Origin of the sequence: Roseiflexus sp. RS-1 (genome assembly GCF_000016665.1) — a bacterium.
Taxonomy (GTDB): Bacteria; Chloroflexota; Chloroflexia; order Chloroflexales; family Roseiflexaceae; genus Roseiflexus.
Genome location: NC_009523.1, coordinates 3,771,949 through 3,792,674, shown reverse-complemented (window position 1 = coordinate 3,792,674; position 20,726 = coordinate 3,771,949). Strand labels below are relative to the sequence as shown.

The following is a 20,726-nucleotide window of genomic DNA, read 5'->3' as shown; positions in this document are numbered from 1 at the left end:
TTGAAGGTTGAAGGTTGGGGCGTTGAAGGTTGAAGGTTGAAGGTTGGGGCGTTGAAGGTTGAAGGTTGAGGGTTGGGGCGTTGAAGGTTGAAGGTTGGGGCGTTGAAGGTTGAACGTTGTACGTTGCGCGTTGCGCGTTGCGCGTTGCACGTGGAGCGTTGCGCGTTGCACGTTGCACGTTGCACGTGGAGCGTTGCGCGTTGCGCGCGGGCAAGGGCGAAGGGTCTCGATGCGCCGGACGGGTGCGTAGTGAGCGCAGACAACCGGCAAAGAAAGGAACGATCCATGCCAACCCTTTACATCCAGGAACAGGGCGTGATGGTGCGCAAACGTGATAATCAGGTGCTGATCACGAAAGACGGGCAGACGCTGAGCGAAGTGCCACTGGCGAAGATTGACCAGGTTGTGCTGATGGGGCGGGGGGTGCAACTTTCGACGGCGCTGCTGATCGATCTGCTTGAACGCGGCATTCCGGTGACGTTCACCAATCAGCACGGCAGCCGCCATTACGCCACACTGACTGCCGGACCATCACGCTTCGGCGATCTGCGCATACGCCAGATGCAGTTTGTCGGTGCACCGGATCGCGCCCTGCGCCTGGCAAAGGACATTGTGAGCGCCAAACTGACCAATCAGCGTCGTTTGCTGGCAGCGACCGGGTGGCCAGCCGCAGCGACGGCGATCGCGCAGATCGATGCAGCGCTGACTGCGGCAGCAAACGCGCCGCATGTGGACATGCTGCGCGGGCATGAAGGCGCAGCGGCGGCGGCATACTTCGGCGCGTGGCGCGCATCGCTTCCGCCGGTGTGGGGATTCGGCGGGCGTGCCTTCTACCCGCCGCCCGACCCGATCAACGCCATGCTCTCATTCGGGTATACGCTGGCGCTCCATGATGTCATTACCGCTGTGCAGATCACCGGTCTCGATACGTACCTGGGCGTGTTTCATGTGATCGAGCCTGGTCGTCCATCACTGGCGCTCGACCTGCTGGAGGAGTTTCGCCCGTTGATCGTCGACCGGTTGGTAATCGATCTGGTGCGTACCAATGCGATTGGTCGCGAACATTTTCACCATCCGCAGGAACGACCGGATGCCGTATACCTCGATGATGTCGGGCGTACACTGCTGGTGCAGCGGTATGAATCGATGCTTCAGACAAAGGTACGGTTGCCTGGCGGCGAGCAGACGCCGTTGCGACGGGTGATCCTGCTGCAGGCGCAGGCGATTGCGCGTATCGTTCGCGGTGAGCAGGAACAGTACACAGGATTCAGTCTGAATAACTGAGGAGATCGATACATTTGCGACGGCTCTCTGCGGTATGCTGGAGATGCCCTGTGCTTCCCCGCCTCGATGCCGCCTTGCAAGGGATGTCGAAATCTCAACATGCACAAGAGGAGGCGATCATATGGTTTCCTATCGGTTGGTGCGTTTCGGCATAGCGATGATGGCGTTGTGGATGTCTGGCATGTGGATGGTGTGGCTTCCCGACAGAACGCACAGTGCAACGATGTATCCGACGCCTGCCGGTCGTGTGGTGATGGCGTCAGCGATGGATGCGATAAGGAGCGACGCACCGCGCGCATTCAGGATTGTGCGTCCTTCCGCGCGTCGCCCCGTCGATGCCGGATCACCGTTTCGTCCGTCGAACATAACGATTGAACTGACGCATCCGGGGCATGTAACGAAACAGGATGTGACGGTGACTATCGGCGGAAAACCGGCAACGATTATCAGTATAACGCCGCTCCGCTATCTCCTTAAAGTGCAGGCGCCGCCGCAGCCCGCAAGAGGACGCTATGACCTCGAAGTGACGATCAGGGGTTTCACGGCAAAGGAACCGGGCGCAGTGACCTATTTTGGCGTCGACAATGTCAGCGTCATTCTGACGATCGACCGTTCGGGCAGTATGGCTGGGAACAAAATGGTGGCAGCGCGCGAAGCGTCGCGTCAGTTCGTCGATCTGATGCAGGCTGGCGATGGTATCGGAATTGTAGGTTTCAACGACGGGGTGGTCATGCCTCTGAATCTGACGACCATCCTTGACTCACCGCCACAATCGGCGTTTCTCTTCAGCGATGATATGGAGTCTGGCGCTGACCAGTGGAACGCACAGGCATCCTGGGGATTGACATCAACAGCGCGCAATAGCGCATGGGCCTGGACGGATAGCCCCTCCGGGAACTACGCGAATAACACGAACAGCGCGCTGACCATTGCAACCCCGATTGCCATTCCTGCGTCGATGTCCAATCCAGCCCTGATGTTCTGGCATCGCTACGATATTGCATCGCCTGATCGCGGCGAGGTCGAGATTTCCACCAACAACGGCGCCACATGGCAGCGCCTGAGATTGTTTACTGGCACAGCAACGAGCTGGCGGCGCGAGGTGATCCGCCTCGACGACTATCGTGGTCAGACGATCCGGATGCGGTTCCGATTAGTGACCGATGCCTTCGGCGTCCGTGACGGCTGGTATATCGATGATGTCACCATCGGTCCGGAGTGGGACGATGTGCGCGCCAGAGCGCAGGCTGCTATCGACACGTTGAACAGTCGCGGCGCGACATCGATCGGCGGCGGATTGCAGAGCAGTCAACGCATGCTCGATACGGCCAATCCCGATCTGCCGCGTGTGATTATCCTGTTGAGTGATGGTCAGGAGAACACCCGACCCTTCGTTGCAGACGTGCTGCCGCAGATCCGCGCAGCGCAAACGACTGTTCATACGATTGGGCTGGGAAGGGACGCCGATCAGCAGTTGATGCTGTCGATCGCGGCGCAGACCGGTGGAACCTACAATTATGCACCAACGCCTGAACAACTTTCAGGCATTTACAACACCATTTCCGGCGCAGTCAGCAATCGCCAGACACTGGTGACGGCGAGTGGGAGGGTGGCGCCTGGCGGTGTTGTCACGCAAGAAGTGACCATTGACCGCTCAATCTCGGAAGCGACCTTCTGGGTCGGCTGGACGAGAACCGATACGCGGCTCAACCTGACCCTACAAACGCCGTCCGGCGGCAGCATCGATCCCCGCACCCCGCGCGTAAACCCGAATGTTGTGTATGTGTCTGGCGCAAACTATGCCTACTACCGTGTACGCACACCAACGCTTGTGCCGGGAGTATGGCAGATGCGCATCAGTCGCGCCGCTGCGACGCCAGCCATTGCTTCAGAGACGACGCTGCCGTTTGAGGTTGGAGTCGAGGAACAGTCGACATCAGAGGTCGAAACGGAGACCGCGCCAGTTAATGCACCCCCAGAGGAGCGTACCACTGAGGCTACCGCAACAACGACGCAACCAGACTCCACCAACGATGAGCCGTTCACGGTGCAGGCGCTGGCGCGCGCCGATCTGACGCTCGACGTCGCTCTTGCGAAAACCGTCTATCTGACGACCGAGCCGATCGTCTGTTTCGTCATCCTGACGGACGATGCGCCGATTACCGGCGCAACCGTGTCGCTCAGCGTTCTGTACCCCGGTCAGACGACGCCGTTCGTTGTCCCGATGCGCGACGATGGGCTGCACGGCGACGGCGCTGCGAACGATGGCGTCTATGCAGCGTACCTGAGTGGATCTGGCGAACCCGGCACAGTGACATTCACTGTGGAGGCAACCGGTTCGAACCGCGCGGGCGAGCCGTTTACACGCCGGTCGGAACTCTCGACCTTTATCGCAGCCGGTTCAACCCCGCGCCAGGTTGTTCATTTGCCGCTCGTTGTACGCTAGCGCCTTTGTAGTGGAGACGGAATGAGGAAGGGATGGGCGAAGGCAACGCCTTCGCCTGTCCAGAGCCACCAGGAAGTTGCGTGACAGCAAAGGGGTTTGTGCGCGTTGAGCAATCCGGAAAGGAAACCCGTCGTGTTCACCATTATCAGTTACGACATCGTTGATGATCGACGGCGCACGAACGTGATGAAATATCTCAAAGGCTGGGGAACGCGCGTGCAGTACAGCGTGTTCGAGTGCATCCTGGACGCGCGCGCGTTTGCGACGGTAGTCCGCGAACTCCAGCGTATGATCGACCAGAACACCGACAGTGTGCGCTGCTACCGTCTCGATGAAGCAGCAGTCACCCGTATTCAGATCATCGGCATTGGCGCGGTCAGCAAGGATCCAACGCACTATCTGGTCTGACCGGCTGCACCGCCGCCGCCGCCGGTTCCGGCACCCAACGCTCCGCAGGCGGCGCCAGCGCACACCCCCGCACCCGGTCCAGCCGAAACGTCCGTTCCGCGCGGCGCTGCAAACAATAGGCGTGCAGCAGCCAGCGCTCGCCGCGCCGCTCCAGCCCCAGCGGGCGCACCGTGCGCCGCGTGATCCGCCCTTCCCCGCCCGTCTCATACGCCAGTGTCACCAGTCGCTGCTGCGTCAGCGCCCGCCGCACCGTCCGCAGCACCGCATCGGGATCCGTGCACAGCGGCGCGGCGTCGCTCCCCGTCCCCCCGCTCCCCGCCGCCTCCGGCGCCTCGATGCTCGCCAGCGCCGCCTCCACCGCCGCGCGCAGCGGCGGCGTCACCCCCTGCCACAACCGCGCTTCCAGCGTCGCGGGGATGACCAGCGGCAGCCCCTCCGGCGCGTACCGGCGAGCATACGCGCACGCCGCCAGCAGCGCCGCGCACTCCCCCGGCGCCAGCGGCGCCGCCGGGAGCGTCCCGCCCGCCGCCAGCGCCCCGCCCCCCGGCAGGCGGTCCACCGCGATCCCCTGCCGCGCCAGCGCCCGCGTCACCGCCGCGACGTGTTCCGCCCGCACCAGCGCGACGCCCGCCGCCAGCCGCTGCGCATACCGCCGCACGCTCCGCCCCCGCAGCGCCCGCTCCAGGTCGCCCGGCGCGTCCGCCAGCAGCAGGGCGCCTTCCGCCAGGCGCAACGCCGGCGCGTCGGCGGCGCGCGTCCCCCACCACCCGTCCGGCGCCTCCCCCGCGCGGCGCGCCAGCAGACGCCGCACCCGGTCCCCCTGCACCCCCGACGCCCCGGCGACCTGCACCGTCAACCCTCCGGCATCGCCCCGCACCCAGCGTCCTCCCTGCGCCAGCGTCAGCGCTGCGGCGTCGAGCGCGCCGAACGGCGCCGTGACCTCCCCCGGCGCGCCATAGCGCCAGGCGCCGTCTGCCAGCGCCCACGTCGTCGGACGCACCACCCGTCCGGCATGCCAGGCGACGACCCCCAGCCAGGCGAGCGGTCCCCGCAGCGCCGCCTGCCACACCCGCGCCTCGCTGCGCCGCCGCCACGGCGGACGGCGGACGACGCGGAAGCCGTGGGTGTGCGCATCGGCGAGCGGCCCGAACGTCGCCGCCAGCGCGTCATACGTCGCCTCCGGCGCGAGCAGGCGGTCGGGCGGCAGCGCCTGCGCCCACTGCACCAGACGGCGGCGCAGCGCCGGTTCGTCCAGCCCGGCGGACGCCACGCGCAGGCGACGCAGCCAGGCGTCCGGCGCGGCGCAGTGCAGCCAGGCCTCGACCAGGCGCGCGCGCTGGTCATCGAGCGGCGCAGCCAGAAACGCCGCCGCTCCGAGCGCCGGGGCGCATTGCCCGCCGTGGCGCTGCACCAGCCCGCGCGCCTCCAGCAGCGGCAGCAGGAAGTGGAACAGCCGGGCGAGCTCCGGCGCGGGCGCGTCCGGCAGCAGCGGCTGCAGCACGCGCAGCGCGCGGCGGCGCAGCGCGCCATCGCGGCGCAGCGGCAGCGGCGCGGCGGCGGCGACGAGCAGCAGGGCGAGGGCGGCGCGCTGCGCCAGCGGGAGCGGCGCCGGGGGCGCGGGGCCGTCATCGGCGAGCCGCAACGGCTGCGGCAGCCAGCGGCGCACTTCGGGAGCCAGCGCGAAGCGCGGCGCGCGTCCGGGAGCGGCGGGGCGCGGCAGCAGCCAGCCGAGGAGCAGCAGGCGTTCGGCGACCGAGCGCGGCTGCGGGTCGCGCGCCAGATGGCGCCAGGGGCGCACCGCGCCATAGCGCGCCGTGAGGGTCGCCGCATCGAGACCGCGCCGCGCGCCGCGCAACTCGTCGAGCGCAGCACGGACGTCGGCGTCGAGCGCGGCATACACGGCGCGCACGGCGGCGGGGGTGCAGAGGGCGCGGCGCAGGCGGCGGAGGCGCTCAGCGGCGGGACAGGCGCGGGGAAGGGAAATGCGATGGGTGCGGGCGATGAGGCGCTGCAGCGCGGCGGGGGCGTCGGCGAGCCACAGGGACCAGCGATTCATGCTTGACCTCCGGGGAATGACCTGGTATACTGCGCGTGGCAGGGAATGATACCGGGTTTGGGTCAAAACGGCAAGCGCGTGCAGATGATGTGGTCGCACGGAAGTCGCCTCTTCCGCAGCAGGACGCCGAACAATGAGGAGGGCGTTGTGCGAGGGAGAGAAGCGACCACTGCCCCGCAATGAAGGGGATTGAACGGGGGCGGGGTCTCCCCCGACCGATCCGGATTGGATCGAGAAGCGACCACTGCCCCGCAATGAAGGGGATTGAACCTCCGCTGTTATCAGGTAATCCGCGCCCCACTTTGTGCGAGAAGCGACCACTGCCCCGCAATGAAGGGGATTGAACCGCTGCCGCCACCACAAAGATGGTACTCATTTTTCGAGAAGCGACCACTGCCCCGCAATGAAGGGGATTGAACCACGGCGGGTGGGCAAGGAGAAAGGAAATGGAAACGATGAGAAGCGACCACTGCCCCGCAATGAAGGGGATTGAACGGCGGGAATGCAAACGGCTCGCCCCCCCCCTTCGGGGGGAGAAGCGACCACTGCCCCGCAATGAAGGGGATTGAACCGACCCGATGGCGGTCGACGCACTGCTGGTTCCCGAGAAGCGACCACTGCCCCGCAATGAAGGGGATTGAATCGAACTGGCATTTCTCCAGCTTCCTCCGGATCTCGTGAGAAGCGACCACTGCCCCGCAATGAAGGGGATTGAACGGAGATACGCTGGCGCTCCGGGTGCGGCTCCGCCACGCGAGAAGCGACCACTGCCCCGCAATGAAGGGGATTGAAACCTCGTCAAGGCACGCTGCGTATGCTACGCCGCGTACCTCCGAAGCGACCACTGCCCCGCAATGAAGGGGATTGAAACTCGAGGGGGTGGGAGGGGGCGCGCCGCCGCCGCCGCCGGAAGCGACCACTGCCCCGCAATGAAGGGGATTGAAACTAGACTCATACTGCGCCTCTCCTCCAACTTCGCGCTGGAAGCGACCACTGCCCCGCAATGAAGGGGATTGAAACGTTCCGATACGCGTCGGCGCGGGAATCCGCGAGGTCGGAAGCGACCACTGCCCCGCAATGAAGGGGATTGAAACGCAGCGCGCCGTTCGGCGTCCCGCCGCGCGCGCGCTTGAAGCGACCACTGCCCCGCAATGAAGGGGATTGAAACATTCCAGATTAAAAAACGGAGATGGGCGAACTGCTAAAGAAGCGACCACTGCCCCGCAATGAAGGGGATTGAAACACGAGCTCGCCGCCAAGGCGCGCGGCCCGCGCCTCGAGGAAGCGACCACTGCCCCGCAATGAAGGGGATTGAAACTCGAGAGCTGCATCGAGCGCCGCCCGGTAGGTGTCCCGAAGCGACCACTGCCCCGCAATGAAGGGGATTGAAACCTCCAGCCCCTTTCGAAGCTGCTCGGCCTGCTCCCGGAGAAGCGACCACTGCCCCGCAATGAAGGGGATTGAAACGTGGGTCAGGAGAGCCAAACTTACTCAGTTTGGAGGGAAGCGACCACTGCCCCGCAATGAAGGGGATTGAAACAGCATGCCCTGCCCGTCGGCGCGGCGCATGGCGAGGGAAGCGACCACTGCCCCGCAATGAAGGGGATTGAAACCGGCACGCTCAGATCGAGCGTGTCGGTGCGGATTCCAGAAGCGACCACTGCCCCGCAATGAAGGGGATTGAAACCGGATCGCCCTCCCCCCTTCGGGGGAGGGGGGCGTTCCGAAGCGACCACTGCCCCGCAATGAAGGGGATTGAAACAATCACATCTGCGACCGGGGCGATCGCGTCGATAATCGAAGCGACCACTGCCCCGCAATGAAGGGGATTGAAACACAGCGCGGCGCCGGGGCGCGGGAACGCCTCCCGCAGGAAGCGACCACTGCCCCGCAATGAAGGGGATTGAAACGGCGCCAGGCGCTGCTGGCGCTGGATGCGACCTGGACGGAGAAGCGACCACTGCCCCGCAATGAAGGGGATTGAAACTCGCCGAACCGCCCAAGCGGGCGGATCGTGAGGCGGACGGAAGCGACCACTGCCCCGCAATGAAGGGGATTGAAACGAGAGCCGCACGTTGGTCACGAACCCCGCGACGTGCCGAAGCGACCACTGCCCCGCAATGAAGGGGATTGAAACTCGAGGGGGTGGGAGGGGGCGCGCCGCCGCCGCCGCCGGAAGCGACCACTGCCCCGCAATGAAGGGGATTGAAACACTGCAACATCTAGTATAAAAACTAGATCGTCCAGCCGAAGCGACCACTGCCCCGCAATGAAGGGGATTGAAACACCCGTAGTTGTCCAGCCAGATGAACCGGCGGACATGAAGCGACCACTGCCCCGCAATGAAGGGGATTGAAACGTGGTCGGTGAGGTGGTCGGTTCGATCATGCGTTCCTGAAGCGACCACTGCCCCGCAATGAAGGGGATTGAAACATGAAGAACATAAAAGACGCTACCACATAGGGAACTAGAAGCGACCACTGCCCCGCAATGAAGGGGATTGAAACGCGAGTGTCTTCTCGTCCACGTTCCGGTGAACGTCGAGAAGCGACCACTGCCCCGCAATGAAGGGGATTGAAACTCATCGACGGCGGCGGCGCGGACGGCGGTCGCCCATAGAAGCGACCACTGCCCCGCAATGAAGGGGATTGAAACGGAAACCCCCTCCCAGGGAATGCGTTGTGACAGCGCCCGAAGCGACCACTGCCCCGCAATGAAGGGGATTGAAACCCGCACCATTGCGAGCGGAAGTTCAGTCTCCCGCGTCGAAGCGACCACTGCCCCGCAATGAAGGGGATTGAAACGCTCGTCCGGCGACTGGTTTGACTGGTTGTCGTCCATGAAGCGACCACTGCCCCGCAATGAAGGGGATTGAAACGTACAGTGTGTACAAAAAGTACACGCCCCAAGATTGAAGCGACCACTGCCCCGCAATGAAGGGGATTGAAACCTTGAAAGGAAATAACATCCGAAATTTCCGGAAATCGAAGCGACCACTGCCCCGCAATGAAGGGGATTGAAACAAGGAAAACAATCACCGGCACAAAAGGGGCTAAAAAGGGAAGCGACCACTGCCCCGCAATGAAGGGGATTGAAACAAAAAACCCCCGTTACTAACGATACTATGGTCTGCAGGAAGCGACCACTGCCCCGCAATGAAGGGGATTGAAACAAAAAGGCCTCCTGCCAGGAGAGCAAGCATCCCGAGGGGAAGCGACCACTGCCCCGCAATGAAGGGGATTGAAACAAACTTGGCAAACCCTGCAATACGACCTGTAATATCGAGTGAAGCGACCACTGCCCCGCAATGAAGGGGATTGAAACACGTAGGCTCATCTGGCGTACCCAGAGCCTTGTAAGCGGAGAAGCGACCACTGCCCCGCAATGAAGGGGATTGAAACATGAATATTCGGGTTCATATGTTCTCCTTTCGTTGCGCGGAAGCGACCACTGCCCCGCAATGAAGGGGATTGAAACATGACTCATCTCATACCTCCTCTGGCGGGCGGCGCGGCGAAGCGACCACTGCCCCGCAATGAAGGGGATTGAAACAAAACAGAGCTTCCATTTTTCCTCCTTGCCCCAGGAAGCGACCACTGCCCCGCAATGAAGGGGATTGAAACCTTGCGCAATTCGATCTCCTTCTGTGCCCGCGCTTGGAAGCGACCACTGCCCCGCAATGAAGGGGATTGAAACATGACGGTTCCCACGACCTCGGACCCACGGTTTCCGAAGCGACCACTGCCCCGCAATGAAGGGGATTGAAACAAGATGGGCCAGTCGTTTAGACTTGAATCCCATAATAGGAAGCGACCACTGCCCCGCAATGAAGGGGATTGAAACTTCTTGTTGGGGGAGACCCGGACCCCCCAGGCGATGGGAAGCGACCACTGCCCCGCAATGAAGGGGATTGAAACCCTTGAAGGGCGTGAGATTGTCCATCGCCTGGGAGACCGAAGCGACCACTGCCCCGCAATGAAGGGGATTGAAACCAGTTTAAAATCGTCCCCCAAGGACGGCGTCTGGAAAGGAAGCGACCACTGCCCCGCAATGAAGGGGATTGAGACGGCGAGCGCGGCGGGGGGCGGGGACTACTAGTCCCCTTGAAGCGACCACTGCCCCGCAATGAAGGGGATTGAGACTTATAAACGATACGCACTCGGGTCCAACTGTTTATCAGAAGCGACCACTGCCCCGCAATGAAGGGGATTGAGACTCGTCGTCGTCATCGTCCTTCGGTCCGCCAAGATAAGAAGCGACCACTGCCCCGCAATGAAGGGGATTGAGACGTGGAGGTCGTACCTCCACTCCACCACCCCCCAAACAGAAGCGACCACTGCCCCGCAATGAAGGGGATTGAGACACGTCCGCGTCGTCCGGCGCCTGCGCCAGGCAAGCGAAGCGACCACTGCCCCGCAATGAAGGGGATTGAAACAAATTCAAAGAACATTTTTCTTTCCTCCTTGCCCCCCGGAAGCGACCACTGCCCCGCAATGAAGGGGATTGAGACCGTGCGAGGAGTGAGGGAAGAGGAGTGAGGGGAGAGAGAAGTGACCACTGTCCGCAGTGCAGAGGATGATAGGGGCGCGGCGCCGACGGCGCCAGCGCACGCGCGGAAGCGACCACTGCCCTGCAAGGCAGGGAATTACCCCTTCCACAGGCGGGCTGGACAGGAGCAGGCTTTTCGGCAAGCCCCGGCGTTCCTTCGCTCGTTTTGGGCTTCAGGACGCCCAACCTCCCCCTTCTCCCCGTGTGGGAGAAGGGGGCAGGGGGGATGAGGGGCAACAGCGCACGGGAATGCAGAACATCGCTCATCTCTCCCAAAAACTCTACACCTGAGAGCAACCCCTCCCTCTCTCAAACCCGCCAACCACCGCGTGCCGCAGCGGACGGGGCAGCGTCCACGAAGGTGGACGCCCGGCGGAACGCCCCCACGGCGCGATTTCCAATCGCCAGCCCCTTCCCCGGCGGAACGCCCGCACGGCGCGATGTCAATCGCCAACCCCTCCCTCTCTCAAACCCGCCAACCACCGCGTGCCGCAGCGGACGGGGCAGCGTCCACGAAGGTGGACGCCCGGCGGAACGCCCCCACGGCGCGATTTCCAATCGCCAGCCCCTTCCCCGGCGGAACGCCCGCACGGCGCGATGTCAATCGCCAACCCCTCCCTCTCTCAAACCCGCCAACCACCGCGTGCCGCAGCGGACGGGGCAGCGTCCACGAAGGCGGACGCCCGGCGGAACGCCCGCACGGCGCGATTTCCAATCGCCAGCCCCTTCCCCGGCGGAACGCCCGCGCGGCGCGATGTCAATCGCCAGCCCCTCTCCCCTCACACTCGCCAACCACCGCTCGCCGCAGCGGACGGGGCAGCGTCCACGAAGGTGGACGCCCGGCGGAACGCCTGCACGGCGCGATGTCAATCGCCAGCCCCTTCCCCGGCGGAACGCCCGCACGGTGCGATGTCAATCGCCAGCCCCTCCCTCTGTCAAACCCGCCAACCACCGCGTGCCACAGCGGACGGGGCAGCGTCCACGAAGGCGGACGCCCGGCGGAACGCCTGCACGGCGCGATGTCAATCGCCAGCCCTTCCCCTCACAGGGGTGGATTTTTCGGCAAGCCCCTGTATGCCATCTCCCGTTTCAGCCATCAGAATGCCCAGACTCCCCCTTCTCCCCGTGTGGGAGAAGGGGGCAGGGGGGATGAGGGGCAAACGCGCACCGGAATGCAGAAGATCACCGATCTCTCCCAAGAAATCTACCCTTGAGAGCCGCGATGAAGGGAAGGTCAGGGGTGCAGCGATCTTCGCTGCCTCGCCCCGCTCCCACGCGCTCACCGACTCATAGGCGCGGCTCCCCTCGAGACCGCAGGCGCAGGCCATCTGCGCCAGGGTGACGTGCGCCGCTTTGCGATGCCTGATGAGGATGGCGAGTCGACGATGATCGGGCATGGCACATTCCCTCGCGCGCAGCGAGCGCGTTGCTGCGTGCGCCCGCGCGGTGGCGGGCGGCGCCGGGCGGGATCGGAGGGCGGGCATCCCGGGGCGGCGATGACAAATGCCATCTGTGGCGTTTGGTCAATGTGAAGCCCGGTTCGCACCAGACCCGCACGCCATACCAGGCACTGTCGGCATGCCCCGCTTCCAGCGTCGTCATCACAAACCATGGGTCGGTGGAGCGGTCGTCCCGCCATGCGAGCAGGGTGCATGGCAGGCGACTGGCGCGTTCTGTGCATCATGTCCCGCTGTCCTGCCACATGCCGCCATTGGTCGGCGGCAGGTCGCGGCGCCAGACCCACTGCGCGTGTCCGGCAGGCCGGAATGTGGCGCCGGTAGTGATGCACAGCAAGGGAATTCCGTGCAACCGGACCATCCGATTTTTACGCATTTTTCATGAACAGTGGTACATTTGTGACAGGGGGCAGGGGTAGACTCGGTGTAACGAATGGAGCGCAGGCACTTCAATCACTTGCAGGATCACCCCGATGCCGTCTATCTCGCTGCGAGCGGGCGAATGGTGCTGGTGCAGCAGTACGAGGCGGCACGCCAGGTGAAGATGCGTCTGTTGAGCAGGGAACAGGCGTCGATGCGGCAATCTCCTGCACGTGCAGGCGGTGTACTACTTTTTACGCATTTTTCATGAACAGCGATATATTTGTGACGGGGGGCAGGAGTAGACTCAGTGTATCCCGCATGTTGTCGCTTCGTTTTCGCCTTGCGCGGGCTTCGTATCAGCAGTGCTGAAGGAGGTCGTGCATGTTCTCGTATCGATTGATGCATGCTATCAGTGTCGTGACTCTTCTCGTGATGACGTTTGGGGTATCCGGTGCGTTGACGCAGGAAATTGCTCTCAGTGCAACTGCATATCCGCCTCCTGCAACACCGGTTTTCTCGATGCCTGCGACGGGTTTTATGGGACTCAGTTGGAGCGGCGATGGTCCGGGTGCTCATCGGGGAATCGATATATGGAGTTGGCGCTCTGCCGGTTGCTCTTGTAGGGAACCAACCGGTTGCGGCGTCATGCCAGGAGCAGAAGTCCGTGCGGTATATGATGGGGTCGTTGCAGGCATCTACTGGGGCGACCGCAGCGGTAGATGGTATTCAGCCGGAACACCTAATCCTGGCAACTATCCATTGTCGGTCGTTATTCTTGAGCACCAGGGCGTTCCTGGCATCTCAACTAATAAGGTGTACACCGTGTACCAGCACATGGCCAACGACGACACTCGCGAAAGTTACGTTGCGCAGGGTCTTGCCGTTGGTCAGACTGTGCGCCAGAACGAGGTCATTGGCAGACAGGGCAACTGGCGCTATTACGTGGCGAACGATCCCAGGGCGAACGATCCCATAACGCATCTCCATTTCGAGGTGGCTTATAAACCAGATACCTATACCCTGCCGGACCGGATCACGGTTGATCCAATGCCGTACCTCATCGGTGGAGGGCAGTCAAGCTGTTCGGGCGCACCTATCAATAGCAGTGCACCGCCAGCGCTCAAGATCCTCCGTCCATCAAAGGCAAATCCGGTTGATGTCGGCACACCGGCAAGTCCTTCAAAGTTTACCATCGAGATCGCATATGCAGGATCTGCAAGTCTCCAGGATGTGACGGTCACAGTTGGTGGTAAACCTGCCACGATTATCAATATGACACCCACACGCTATACGATGGAGGTACAGGCGCCTCCACAGACTGGAAGCGGTGCATACGACCTGACAGTGTCTATCAAGGGCGCTACTGCGACGGAAGCCAGCGCCGTGAGTTACAACGGTGCATCGAATGCCAACGTCATTCTCACGCTCGACCGCTCGGGCAGCATGTCGACCGACAATAAGATGCCGGCGGCGCACAACGCAGCGCGTCAATTTGTCGATCTTATGCAGGTCGGTGATGGCGTTGGCGTGGTGGGATTCGACGACCGCGTGACGACAGCCTTCCCGCTGACGGTGATTACCGATCCGCCGCCGTTATCGTCGCTGATCTTTACCGATACGATGGAATCCGGTACGGGCAAATGGATACCCGACCCGCCCTGGGGATTGACGTCGGTTGCGTATCGCGGCAGCGCCGCCTGGACAGACAGCCCGGCGGGGAATTATGCCAACAATGCCAATAGTGTCCTCGCAATCGCCGATCCTATTGTTCTTCCTGCGTCACTGACCACGCCCGCGCTCTCTTTCTGGCACCGTTATGATATCGAAAACTATTTCGATTACGGCCGGGTCGAAGTTTCGACTGATAATGGCGCTACCTGGCAATCGCTGGCAGCATATACCGGCGTCAATACAACATGGAGTCGTGCGGTGATCGATCTCAGCCCCTATCGCGGGCAGACGATCCGGTTGCGCTTCCGCCTGACCACCAATGCGTATCTGACGCGTGATGGCTGGTATATTGACGATGTAACGGTGGGTCCGAAATGGGTTGATGCGCGCGCTGACGCTATCGCAGCGATTGGGACGCTGACGCCGCGCGGCAGTACGTCAATTGGCGGCGGTCTGCAACGCAGCCAGCAGTTGCTCTCCGCCAGCGCACCCGGTCGCACGCGTGCGATTGTCCTGCTCAGCGACGGTCAGGAGAACACAGCACCCTACGTCAGCGACGTTTTGCCGCAGATTCGCGCGTCGCAGATCACGGTGCATACCATTGGCCTGGGCACAGACGCCGATCAACAATTGATGCTCTCAATCGCCGCACAGACTGGCGGAACCTACAATTATGCGCCGCGTCCTGACCAGCTGGCCGGCATTTATAACACCATCTCGGGTGCGGTCAGTAATCGCCAGACTCTGATCACAATTGATGGCACAATTGCGGCTGGCGCTACTGTGACCCGCGACGTAACGGTTGACTCTTCTGTTTCGGAAGCCACCTTCTGGGTCAGCTGGACAAATGCTGGCGCCGGTGTGACGTTCTCGCTCCAGACGCCCGGCGGTGCGACCATTGACGCTGCAAGCGCCGCTGCGAATGACAGTATTGACTACGTCGGCGGATCAACCTATGCCTACTACCGTGTGCGCGCTCCAACGCTTACCCCTGGCGTCTGGCGCATTCTCCTCAGTCGCGCGGCGGCTTCGTCTGCGACCATCATCGATGAGCCGACTGTCGCTACGTCAGAGCCGTTGGTTGAGCGTCCAGCCGACGGGTTTGTGGAACCAGAGCATGATGTCACTCCCGACCTGTCGCCTGATCCTGCTGAGCGTGTCATAGAGCCAGAGCCTGTCGCTCAATCCACTCCTGCTGAGCATGTCGTGGAGCCAGATTCTGTCGCTCAACCCGCCGCCACTGGCGATGAACCGTTTGTGGCGCGTGTCCTGGCGCGCGCCAGTCTCACCATGGGCTTCTATCTGGGCAAGATGGCGTACCTGACGACCGAGCCGATGATATGTATCGTTACGCTGGCCGACAACGCGCCGATTACCGGAGCGACGGTCGTGCTGACGGTTACGTTGCCTGGTCAACCGGTCGCGCTAACCCTGCCGCTTTATGATGACGGCAGGCACGGCGATGGCGCGGCTGGCGACGGTGTCTATGCGACAACGTTCATCGGCCCGTTCACTCCCGGCACAGCAACCTTCAGTGTTATTGCATCAGGCCGGAGCAGCGCTGGCGAACCGTTTACTCGTCAGGGCGAATTGTCGACCTATGTTGCGACAAATCCTGACCCGTATACGTTCGTGCACCTGCCACTGGTTGTTCGCTGACGGCGCCGCTATGTTCACAATTATCGTCGATGAGGCTATTCAGGACTCCCGGCGAACCTGATGAAACATCTTAAGGGCTGGCGAACGCGCGTTCAGTGCCATTTTTTGAATGGGAACTGGACGCGCGTGCATTTACCAGGGTGATGCGTGAACACGCAAACCTCTTCGACCGCCTGCTCGCAGGCTGGCCTGGAGGACGATTCCACAGTCAACCCCAAAACGCGCTATACTTCCTGTGCTATCGTCGATCCCGCTGAAACAGGAGCCAACGATGCCTCGCTATCAACCTGCCGACTCGCTTGCATCACCGCGTTTCGCCGGTATTCGCACATTTGCTCGACTACCATGCGTTCAGACAACGGAGGACGTTGATGTGGCCGTCGTCGGATTGCCGTTCGATACCGGCGCAACCTTTAAGGTTGGTGCGCGCTTCGGTCCGGAGGCGATCCGCAGTGCGTCGGTGCTGCTGCGTCCCTACAATCCGGAACTCGATGTCCACGTCTTTGCAACCCTGTCGTGCATCGATTATGGCGATGCGCCGGTTGCGCCTGGCTTCATTCACGAGAGTCACGCCGCCATTACCGCCACCCTCCGTCCCCTGGCGGAAGCCCGCGTCGTGACGCTCTCCCTGGGTGGCGATCACAGTGTGGCGCTGCCGGAACTGCGCGCCCTGGCAGCAGTCTATGGACCGCTGGCGCTCGTGCAGTTCGACTCTCACGGCGATTTGTGGGATAGTTACTATGGCGGGCAGAAGTACACGCACGGCACGCCGTTCCGCCGTGCTGTCGAGGAAGGGCTGATCCTCCCCGAATGTTCGGTGCAACTGGGGATGCGCGGTCCGCTGTACGGTCCGGAGGATCTCCAGATGGCGCGTGATATGGGGTTCGCCGTTCTGACCACAACCGAACTCCTGGCGCGTTCGCCGCGGGAGATCGGTGACCTGGTGCGCACGCGGGTTGGTGATCGCCCGGCATTCCTGTCGTTCGATATCGATTTCTTCGACCCGGCGTATGCGCCTGGCACGGGTACGCCCGAAGTCGGCGGACCGACCAGTTTTCAGGGGCTGGCGTACCTGCGCGCCTGCACCGGTGTGCGCTGGGTCGGCGGCGATGTGGTGGAAGTGTTGCCAGCGCTTGATCACGGACAGATCACGGCGCATCTGGCGGCGCAGGTGGGCTATGAGTTCCTGTCGCTGGTCGCGCTTGCACGGTGAGGATCGTAGTACAATGTCTACGGTTCCGACGCCGATGCTCCAGGTGTCGGTGTGATCAACAGGGATGCTGCATGGCTACAGAACTTCCGCCTGAACGGTTGCGTCGCACGTTCGATCCTGCGCAGATTACCCTTCCTGCGACTGAAGCGCCGCCAGGCGACAGCGGCATCATCGGTCAGCAGCGCGCGGTCGCCGCACTGCGCTTTGGTCTCAATATGGTCGATGGCGGCTTCAATATCTACGCCGCCGGTCCGCCCGGCATCGGTAAAATGACCGCTGTTCAGGCATTTATCGAAGAACTGGCGCAGCGTCGCCCAACGCCGTCGGACTGGTGCTATGTCAACGATTTCGACGATCCCTACCAGCCAAGGGCGTTGCGTTTGCCACCCGGTCGTGGGCGACGCTTGCAGCAGGATGTGCATATGATGATCGCGCATCTGCGTGCAGAATTGCCGCGCGCGTTCGAGAGCGATGAGTATGCGGCGCGGCGGGATGAGGTGCTGCAGCAACTCAACTCCCGGCGTGAAGAATTGCTCAGTCAGATCAGCGAACGCGCTGCACGGCAGGGGTTTGTCTTACAAGCCGGTCCGGTCGGCATCATGATTATCCCAATCCTCAACGGCGAGCCGTTGAGTGATGCTGCATTTCAGGCAATGACGCCGGAACAGCGTGAAGAGTTGCTGCGTCGTCGCGCCATGCTCCAGGACGAACTCAAGCAGGTGATGAAACAGGTGCGCGCTGCGGAGCGGGTTGCGCGCCAGCGTATGGAAGAGATTGATCGTCAGGTCGTCGAGTATATCGTCGGCGGGTTGATCGACGACTTGCAGGAACAGTACGCCGATCTGCCGGAGGTGGTAGCGTTTCTGGAAGCGGTTCAGAAGGATATCCAGGAGAATCCCGATCCCTTCCGTTCCGGCGGTCAGCAGCAACCGTCGGGCGAGGCGCAGGTCGATCTGGCATCGGTCCCATGGCTCAAAGAATTGCCGTTCCGCAAGTATCAGGTGAATGTCCTGATCGATAACAGTCGTCAGCAGGGCGCGCCGGTCGTTGTCGAATACAACCCGACCTATCCCAACCTGTTCGGGCGTATCGAGAAGGAAACCCACTTTGGCGCACTGTACACCGACTTTCTCATGATCAAACCCGGCAGCCTGCACCGCGCCAATGGCGGCTTTCTGGTCATCGAGGCGGAAGACCTGCTGCGCGACTATTTCAGTTGGGATGGTCTCAAACGCGCGCTGCGCACCCGCGAGATTCAGATCGAAGAACTCGCCGACCGGCTGGGTCTCACAACCGTCAAGAGTCTGCGCCCGCAACCCATACCGCTCGAACTCAAAGTTATACTGGTGGGACCGCCGCCACCGTACTATTTGCTCGCCGCCTATGATGATGAGTTCTCGACCCTGTTCAAGGTCAAAGCCGATTTTGACATCAGCATGCCGCTGAATGCGGAGAACCTGCACGGTTCGCTCCACCTGTTCCGGCGCTTTTGCGAGCGCGAGGGTCTGCTGTCAATCTCCAATGACGCAGCCGCGCGTCTGCTGGAGCACTCGTTGCGGCTTGCCGAGGATCAGGAGCGTCTTTCGACCCATTTCGGCGCGCTGACCGATGTGGTGCGCGAGGCGAATTACTGGGCGTGCCAGGAGGGGTGCGACGCAATTCTGGAACGGCACGTTACGCGCGCGTTGGAGGAGAAGGTCTACCGTTCGAACATGATCCAGGCGCGCATCCAGGAATTGATCGACCGTGGCATCATTTTGATCGATACCGAAGGCGCAAAAATTGGCCAGATCAACGGATTGTCGGTTCTGAGCCTGGGGGACTATACGTTTGGCAGACCGAGCCGTATCAGCGTCAGTGTGGGACCGGGGCGTGGGTCGATCCTCGACATCGAGCGCGAAGTGAAACTCGGCGGACCGATCCACAGCAAAGGGGTGCTCATTCTCAGCGGCTACCTGGCGGATCGGTACGGTCAGGAGCGACCACTGACCCTTTCAGCGCGGCTGGTCTTCGAGCAGAGTTACGAGGGGGTCGAGGGCGACAGTGCATCGGCGGCGGAGTTGTTCGCCCTGCTTTCGGCGCTGGCAGAACTGCCGTTACGCCAGGGCATCGCAGTGACCGGCTCGGTCAACCAGCGTGGCGAAATCCAGGCAGTTGGCGGGGTGAACCAGAAGATCGAGGGGTTTTTCGATGTCTGTCGTCTGCGTGGGCTGACCGGCGAACAGGGGGTGCTCATTCCGCAGGCGAATGTTCAGAACCTGATGCTGCGCGGTGATGTGGTGGAAGCGGTGCGTGAAGGGCAGTTCCATATCTGGACGGCGCTGACCATCGATGAAGGCATTGCACTGCTGACCGGCGTGCCAGCCGGTGAGCGCGATGCAAACGGCGAATACCCGCCGGAGAGCGTCAACGGACGGGTCATGACGCGACTGCGCGCCTTCGCCGAGCGTCTCCGCGAGGGCGGAAAGACCAACGAGAGCGACAAACGACGCGAGGGGGAGCAAAACGCCCAAGGGTAAGGTTCCTGGGAGAGATGCGCAGTTTTCCGTATTCCCGTGCGTTTTTGCCCCTCATCCCCCCAACCCCCTTCTCCCACAAGGGGAGAAGGGGGAGTCTGGGTGTCTTGATGCCCGAAACGGGAGATGGTGCACGGGGGCTTTCCAAAAAACTACGCCTGCGAGCCTTCTTCTACACGGGGAGAGGGGGGAGTTTATTTGTCCTGAAGCCCAAAGAGTGACCGTGGTTGCGGTTAGTCCCGCTTCCTCCCATCCGGGTTGTTGAACGCAACGTATACGAGACAGAATAATATCGAACAATTCGGACAGGGAGACGCATATGCAAACAGCGCTGATCTGGGGTGCAGCCGGCGGGATCGGTCGCGCACTGGTTGACACGCTGAGCGAGAATGGGTGGCGTGTGCTGGGAATAGCGCGTGATGTAGCAGCGCTGAGCGACATGGACATTGAGTCATACAGCGCGGAACTGTCGCGCGAGGCGGATGTTGCAGCCGCTGCACTCTGGGCTGCGCAGCAGTCCGAGGGCGCTGTCAATCTGTGGGTGTACGCTGCTGGCGATATGATCGGCAAGCCGCTGGCGGACACGACTGCCAGCGAGTGGGAGCGTATCTTTGGCGCGAACGTGACCGGCGCTCACCTGGCGGTGACCCACTCGCTCGCGCTGGTTCCGTCGGGCGGGCATCTGGTTTTCATCGGCGCGTATGTTGATCGGATCATGCTTCCCAAACTCGGCGCCTACGCTGCTTCCAAGGCAGCCCTTGATGCCTATGTGACTGTGCTGGCAAAAGAGGTGCGCGACCGGCGCGTGACGAATGTGCGGGTTGGCGCGGTCGATACCCCCTTGTGGCGCAAAGCGCCATTCCGCCTTCCCAAAAGCGCCCACGCACCAGGCGATGTCGCTGCCGCCGTGCTGCGCGCGTATGCTGAAGGGCACAAGGGGAATCTGGATCTCTGACCCGGTCGGTGGGGGCGCACTGCCGTGCGCCCCTACATTTACGTCGTGCGGGGGGGGGCGCATTGCCGTGCGGGGGGGACGCTGCCGTGCGCCCCTACATTTACGCCGTGCGGGGGGCGCCCCTACCTTCAACCTTCACCGACCTTCAAC

Annotated in this window: 11 protein-coding genes and 1 CRISPR repeat array; of the genes, 9 read left to right on the top strand and 2 right to left on the bottom strand. The window is 62.3% G+C overall.

All coding sequences use genetic code 11. The annotated features are described in order from the left end of the window. Nucleotides 1-285 precede the first annotated feature (285 nt). From cas1 to cas2, 3 genes are all read left to right on the top strand, one after another. Nucleotides 286-1,284: a CRISPR-associated endonuclease Cas1 gene (cas1, locus tag ROSERS_RS15485; RefSeq protein ID WP_011957720.1), complete on the top strand. Its 999-nt coding sequence runs from the start codon at nucleotides 286-288 to the stop codon at nucleotides 1,282-1,284. Nucleotides 1,285-1,405: 121 nt separating this feature from the next. Continuing rightward, on the top strand, nucleotides 1,406-3,730 hold the full coding sequence (locus tag ROSERS_RS15480; RefSeq protein ID WP_011957719.1) for a VWA domain-containing protein: 2,325 nt from the start codon (nucleotides 1,406-1,408) through the stop codon (nucleotides 3,728-3,730). A gap of 132 nt (nucleotides 3,731-3,862) precedes the next feature. Beyond that, nucleotides 3,863-4,138, top strand: a complete 276-nt coding sequence (gene cas2 / locus ROSERS_RS15475; RefSeq protein WP_011957718.1) for a CRISPR-associated endonuclease Cas2 — start codon at nucleotides 3,863-3,865, stop codon at nucleotides 4,136-4,138. Here the strand turns inward: cas2 and ROSERS_RS15470 are convergent. Beyond that, a complete protein-coding gene (locus ROSERS_RS15470) occupies nucleotides 4,107-5,639 on the bottom strand; it encodes a WYL domain-containing protein (protein ID WP_232282632.1) in 1,533 nt (510 codons plus the stop codon). The genes cas2 and ROSERS_RS15470 overlap by 32 nt on opposite strands. Between ROSERS_RS15470 and ROSERS_RS26895 the strand changes: the two genes are divergently transcribed. Continuing rightward, complete coding sequence (locus ROSERS_RS26895) at nucleotides 5,583-6,200, top strand: hypothetical protein (protein WP_232282631.1); 618 nt, start codon at nucleotides 5,583-5,585, stop codon at nucleotides 6,198-6,200. The two genes, ROSERS_RS15470 and ROSERS_RS26895, sit on opposite strands and share 57 nt — an antisense overlap. A gap of 153 nt (nucleotides 6,201-6,353) precedes the next feature. Then, nucleotides 6,354-10,704: direct repeats of the CRISPR family, unit length 37 nt; unit sequence GAAGCGACCACTGCCCCGCAATGAAGGGGATTGAAAC. A 1,060-nt stretch (nucleotides 10,705-11,764) separates the two neighbouring features. Here the strand turns inward: ROSERS_RS26895 and ROSERS_RS15465 are convergent. After that, the gene (locus ROSERS_RS15465) at nucleotides 11,765-12,139 is read right to left on the bottom strand and encodes a hypothetical protein (protein WP_041333814.1); all 375 of its coding nucleotides are present in this window, start codon (nucleotides 12,137-12,139) and stop codon (nucleotides 11,765-11,767) included. A 493-nt stretch (nucleotides 12,140-12,632) separates the two neighbouring features. Between ROSERS_RS15465 and ROSERS_RS26130 the strand changes: the two genes are divergently transcribed. The 5 genes from ROSERS_RS26130 (at nucleotide 12,633) to ROSERS_RS15445 (ending at nucleotide 20,576) form a co-directional block, all read left to right on the top strand. Then, a complete protein-coding gene (locus ROSERS_RS26130) occupies nucleotides 12,633-12,830 on the top strand; it encodes a hypothetical protein (protein WP_157041105.1) in 198 nt (65 codons plus the stop codon). Nucleotides 12,831-13,384: 554 nt separating this feature from the next. Next, a complete protein-coding gene (locus ROSERS_RS15460) occupies nucleotides 13,385-15,892 on the top strand; it encodes a VWA domain-containing protein (protein ID WP_232282630.1) in 2,508 nt (835 codons plus the stop codon). 271 nt (nucleotides 15,893-16,163) lie between these two features. Next, nucleotides 16,164-17,105, top strand: a complete 942-nt coding sequence (gene speB, locus ROSERS_RS15455; protein WP_011957715.1) for an agmatinase — start codon at nucleotides 16,164-16,166, stop codon at nucleotides 17,103-17,105. Between the two features lie 71 nt (nucleotides 17,106-17,176). Continuing rightward, nucleotides 17,177-19,624 (top strand): Lon protease family protein, encoded by a 2,448-nt coding sequence (locus ROSERS_RS15450; RefSeq protein ID WP_011957714.1) that lies wholly within the window; start codon nucleotides 17,177-17,179, stop codon nucleotides 19,622-19,624. Between the two features lie 316 nt (nucleotides 19,625-19,940). Next, the gene (locus ROSERS_RS15445; protein ID WP_011957713.1) at nucleotides 19,941-20,576 is read left to right on the top strand and encodes an SDR family NAD(P)-dependent oxidoreductase; all 636 of its coding nucleotides are present in this window, start codon (nucleotides 19,941-19,943) and stop codon (nucleotides 20,574-20,576) included. Nucleotides 20,577-20,726: the final 150 nt, after the last annotated feature.

Coding starts and splice junctions, on each gene's coding strand:
- cas1 (WP_011957720.1), top strand. CDS start 286: ATGCCAACCCTTTACATCCAGGAACAGGGCGTGATGGTGCGCAAACGT.
- ROSERS_RS15480 (WP_011957719.1), top strand. CDS start 1,406: ATGGTTTCCTATCGGTTGGTGCGTTTCGGCATAGCGATGATGGCGTTG.
- ROSERS_RS15465 (WP_041333814.1), bottom strand. CDS start 12,139: ATGCCCGATCATCGTCGACTCGCCATCCTCATCAGGCATCGCAAAGCG.
- ROSERS_RS26130 (WP_157041105.1), top strand. CDS start 12,633: ATGGAGCGCAGGCACTTCAATCACTTGCAGGATCACCCCGATGCCGTC.
- speB (WP_011957715.1), top strand. CDS start 16,164: ATGCCTCGCTATCAACCTGCCGACTCGCTTGCATCACCGCGTTTCGCC.
- ROSERS_RS15450 (WP_011957714.1), top strand. CDS start 17,177: ATGGCTACAGAACTTCCGCCTGAACGGTTGCGTCGCACGTTCGATCCT.
- ROSERS_RS15445 (WP_011957713.1), top strand. CDS start 19,941: ATGCAAACAGCGCTGATCTGGGGTGCAGCCGGCGGGATCGGTCGCGCA.